Genomic DNA, 4445 nt, shown 5'->3' on the forward strand with positions numbered 1-4445 from the left:
GGGGCTATGCCGCCAAGGATTGGAAGACGGCCATGAACCAATTCGCTATTCTTTACGCGGATCGGTTTATTCGATCATCCGTGTGAATCTCAAACCCGCCTTGAACACGGAAATCCTGACACCCCCAGCACCGTAGCAGTTCGGCGTCCCCCTTGCGGAGGCTTTCGAGCAGCACATAAGCCCTGATCACAGCTGCGTAGTAAGATCGTAGACAAGCTCTTAAAGCACCTTCTCCATCACATAATCATCCATCACATACCCTCCACCTATATCGAACACCGCTTCTTCACGAACAGTGAACCCGGCTTTCCGATAGACAGCGATGGCATCAGCATTCTGTTTATTGACTTGCAACAGCAACACACGCATCCCCAACTTACGCGCCTGCGTTTCAACATGGCGAAGCATCAAGCCGCCTAAACCCTTGCCTTTGTGCTCCTGCAGCAGATACAGCTGCTCGAGCTTCAATTCACCGGGTATCTCGGTATGGGCATAGCTGCAGTAACCAACTGGTTCATCCGCCAACCTCAACAGCATCATCCACCGGCTATCCGAATCCAAGTAGCTGCGCAGCTTGTTGGCGGCATATCGCCCCGCCAGCATGAAATCAATCTGCGCCATGCTGATCATTTTGGCGTAGTGCGAACGCCATATGTCATTCCCCAAGCGCGCCACCGTTTCAAAATCAGTTTCAGACAAAGCATCAAGTCGTGCATCGGCAAGCGTGGAAGGCAACAATTTTCGCTCCAAGTGTGAAAAGGAATATGGAACCGTCGATGGCATCACTTGCATCGTCAAGCAGCATGGCAAGGCCACCTACTCGGCAGCAATCTCACGCATCACTCTGTCAAACACCTCTGGCGGCTGCCCACCTGTGATCAAGTGACGGTCGTTGATGATAATTGCGGGCACCGAATGTATGCCATTCTGCTGGTAAAACTGTTCCTGCTCGCGTACTTCAGCCGCGAATTCATCGCTGGCAAGCACAGCGGCGGCACGCATGCCATCCAGACCTACTTCCACCGCCAAGCGTTGCAACACAGCATGGTTGCTGGGGTCTTCACCATGGGTAAAGTAAGCCGTAAACAGCGCCAGCTTGAGGGCATGCTGACGACCTTCCAAACCGGCCCAATGCAGCAGACGATGCGCATCGAACGTATTGTAAATACGCTTACGCATACCCAGGCCAAAGGTAAAACCAAGCTGCTCGCCACGCTGTCGAATGTTTTCCTGATTTTGCACCAGCTGGGCCTCACTCAGCCCATAGTTCCCATGCAGATGCTCAGCAATATCCTGGCCTTCCGGCCCCATCTGCGGATTCAACTCAAACGGTTGAAAATGAAAATCAGCAGTTATCTGCCCCTCAAGCCCGGACAGCGCCTTTTCCAGCGATTTCAGGCCAATGGCACACCAGGGACAAGAAACATCGGAGACAAAATCAATTTTCAACGTAGCGGTCACAGGGGCCTCACTGTTCGAAAAACGGGACTACAAACCACACAATTGGTAATGTCTAAATGCACCCAGTAATGCCTACTTCAAGACACACTGCTTAAAAAGACGCCGGAGCAGCTCAGCCGCCCCGGCGTGGTGGTGTATGTCTGGCAACGACTGCCACCTAGCATTTGCGGAGTACGCTATGGCCAGATCCTACCCTCCGCACTTCGGTAGAATCCCTCTTTTATGCACGCCCTATGGCACGCAGAAATCCGTTTCATCAATTGGGTATGGTCAATACACCTCCGGCATAAGCAATCGCCTCAGTCGTCGCCGGCGTGGCTACGATGCTTGGCAGATTGGCGCTGGTGATATTGTCGGAAGGAAGCGTACGTGGTGTGGTGCGCACCAATTGGCTTTGCGGCAGTGCAGCACCGGTTTTAAGATGTCGCCACATGGCTTCCATCGCCTGCCCCACATACACATGCAGCGGCACAAAACGCGTAGGGAAACCTTCCAGACCCAGGAAGCCATCGAAGTGCTGGGCATTGGCCACCTCGATATAACTGAGTTTTGAAGCCGCACCTTCCACTTTCTGGTTCATCGCATAGTACGCACGCGCAGCGTGGTTAACCGGAATCAGCGCATCAGACCGGCCGGTGACAATGATGGCTGGTTTGCCTTTGAGGTTGCCACTACGTAGTACCTCCTGTACTCCGGTACTGACTCTATCGGCCAATACCTTCTCCGACCCCGTCAGGGCAGAGCCAGTAAGCGGGTTGATGCCCGTCGCCAATTTACGCAGACAGATGGCGCCATCCACGTTGTAGTCCGCAGAAATAGTCGAAGCGGAAACCGAAGCGGCATCGGCTTTAGGGCCACCCACACTGAGGTTGTTGATCACCGAAATACCAGCCATGGGGGGCACCCCATTGCCATTACCGAACATACCCGCCAACCCGCTGAACACCGGCGCAGTCAGATCACCACTATCATCGGTAAAGGCATAGCTGTAGCCGCACACATTCTCCGCCACGCTGAATCGGCCGTATGCGTTCACATACGCCATCGCAATACCCAACGTGGCATTCAATCCATAGTGACTGGCATGTAATGTATCGGCCTCGGCCAACCAACCCCCGGCAATCAATTTGTCGTAGGCCGCGTTGGCCTGCTCCGCCAAAGTGGTGCCGGTTATCAGGCCCTTGCCTGCCAATGCGGCACACCTACTGGCAGCCTGGCTGACATTGATCGTATTGAACGCTGAATTGGTGCCCGCCAAACGGGCCGACTGCACAGCACACGGCTGGTACAAATTAGCCAGCGTGATGTAGTCAATCAACGGCCGGCCTATGCTTTGCTGGGTAGACCCACCCTGCCGAATGCTGATACCCGACACATCCCTCGGCTGTACCTGGGGCTCCCCCACAGCCACCCCATCAATCAAACCTTTGGTGTCGAGTTCAGCCGCCGCAAGCGCTGCTCCACCCCCGTTTGATACCGACGCGGCTATCACTGTCACACGGGCAGGCGTTGCATAATCTGTTTTTCTGCCGCCAGAAGCAGATAGCGAACCGTACCGCTCATTGAGTAGATAGAAAGCAAATTCCACCGCACGCAGCGTATCCCGTCCCCAGTCCTTTTCACTGTTCTGCTGTGAATGGGCATGTTTGACGGCAATCCGGTTTGGATAAGCCGCATTGAACGCCGCCAAGTCCGCATCACTCAAACCGGCCGTGAAGTTGGCACGCAAACCGGCGTCCACGCGCCTTGCACGTATGCCATTGATCAAATTGACCGTATCACCTTTCAAATCATGGACGCCCATGCCGCTGCCCTTATCGGCATAAGCCACGGCACAGCTATGCTTCAGGCCCCACTCTCCTGCAGTGGCGATAGCACCATATATCCCACGCGAACCACTTGACGTAGCGGTCACCACACATGGGGCATTCGTATCAAAACTGGCAGGAATCTGAACCATCAACGTCACGTTCTGCCGGCCTGTTCCATCATCCGCAAACGCCACGTACTCCGTACCCGCAACCTTGCCTTCACCACGCGAATCATTGCCTGCAAGGTCGATATTCGGGCCGTACAACCGGCCATACCCCCCGGTAGACGTTATATCTACCAAGGCACGGTAATTGTTGTAGATTGCATCGCGGCGTAACTCAGCCGCTGTCGGCGCAGCAGGGTTTACAAAACTTGGCCGGGCACCTGACAAACCGGTCTTACCCAGGCCTGCCGTCAGCAAGTCATCCGTACTGCCGTCAAAACTCTGGCTGACAATATCGCCTAACCACGCTGGCTTTACATTCCTGTCCTCTGCCGACTGGCTACCGCTGCCACATGCAAGCAAGGTGGCGCTTATCACCGTGGCACTACCAATGGACTTCAGAAAATGAAGATGCATGACGCTGTCTCCGGTTTTAGAACCTGTTCTTGATCTTATTGCGCAGCTACGCCACGGGCCCATGTGCTCGAAATCCTCCATGAGAGCAATTTGTGCACCACCAAGAACAAGCCATTGAAATTAAAGAAAATCCCTATTAATCACCCTGCAAACTTACCATCTTCCACCAATTAATTGCCCGCCCGGGCAGACATCTAATCGGCTTACCCATGCCATGGGGCGTGAGTACTGTCCAAAAAAGCAGAAAAGGTTGTTCAATTATTGAACAACCTTTTCACACCATCTCACCCACCCAACTAACTGGGCCTTACATCCTCTGCAAGCCCCCTACCGCTTAAGTCCCTCAATCACAATCTCCACCCGCCGGTTCGGCTGCAAACAACGCACCAGCGCCGCCGTCCGCTTCGTCGACTTCCCACACGCCGCTATCTGGTCCGCCTTACCCCTACCCTGCGCATTCATCGATCCACTCACCCCCTTCTCCTTCAGGTAGTTCGCCACCGTGTGCGCACGCCGTTCCGACAGCGCCTGGTTGTAATGCTCACTCCCCAACCGGTCCGTGTAGCCCGTGATCGTCATCCGCTCTATCCGC

General features: G+C 54.5%; 4 protein-coding genes. All 4 read right to left on the bottom strand.

The features are described 5' to 3' along the window. Positions 1-219: 219 nt before the first annotated feature. Positions 220-738 (bottom strand): GNAT family N-acetyltransferase, encoded by a 519-nt coding sequence (locus ACUHMQ_RS20200; RefSeq protein WP_445297248.1) that lies wholly within the window; start codon positions 736-738, stop codon positions 220-222. Between the two features lie 78 nt (positions 739-816). Beyond that, complete coding sequence (locus tag ACUHMQ_RS20205; protein WP_445297249.1) at positions 817-1461, bottom strand: DsbA family oxidoreductase; 645 nt, start codon at positions 1459-1461, stop codon at positions 817-819. Positions 1462-1717: 256 nt separating this feature from the next. Continuing rightward, a complete protein-coding gene (locus ACUHMQ_RS20210) occupies positions 1718-3853 on the bottom strand; it encodes a 3-hydroxybutyrate oligomer hydrolase family protein (protein ID WP_445297250.1) in 2136 nt (711 codons plus the stop codon). Between the two features lie 327 nt (positions 3854-4180). Next, on the bottom strand, positions 4181-4445 hold a 265-nt coding region (locus ACUHMQ_RS20215), incomplete at its 5' end, for an OmpA family protein (RefSeq protein WP_445297251.1).

This window comes from Chitinimonas violaceus, assembly GCF_052601015.1.

Excerpts from the sequence above, each read along its gene's own strand:
- ACUHMQ_RS20210 (WP_445297250.1), bottom strand. The coding sequence starts at position 3,853 with ATGCATCTTCATTTTCTGAAGTCCATTGGTAGTGCCACGGTGATAAGC.